Origin of the sequence: Citrobacter sp. TBCS-15, from assembly GCF_005280815.1 — a bacterium.
GTDB classification, from domain to species: Bacteria; Pseudomonadota; Gammaproteobacteria; order Enterobacterales; family Enterobacteriaceae; genus Citrobacter; species Citrobacter werkmanii.
Genome location: NZ_SZWK01000244.1, coordinates 1 through 226 on the forward strand (window position 1 = coordinate 1; position 226 = coordinate 226).

Genomic DNA, 226 nt, shown 5'->3' on the forward strand with positions numbered 1-226 from the left:
GCATTTCGGATAAAGCTAATATCTTTTTCATAGTTACCGATTGTTTTCTGAGTCAATCCTGCCTTTTCTGCGAGTTGACTTTGCGATAAACGATTTAGTTTTCTTAAATCTGTAATTGCTGTTGCCATACTGGCTCCTTTCTGTGTGTGTATTTTTAATATCATTTCTCTAATTTATATCTCCGCTAAGAAATGATATAATTGAAAGAAAACGGAGAAATTTTTAT

The 226-nt window shown here is 31.9% G+C and carries 1 protein-coding gene; it reads right to left on the reverse strand.

The window, feature by feature from the left end; genetic code table 11:
- Positions 1-164: helix-turn-helix transcriptional regulator (locus FDW96_RS26160; RefSeq protein WP_212732907.1), on the reverse strand; the 164-nt coding region annotated here is incomplete at its 3' end.
- Between the last annotated feature and the right edge of the window lie 62 nt (positions 165-226).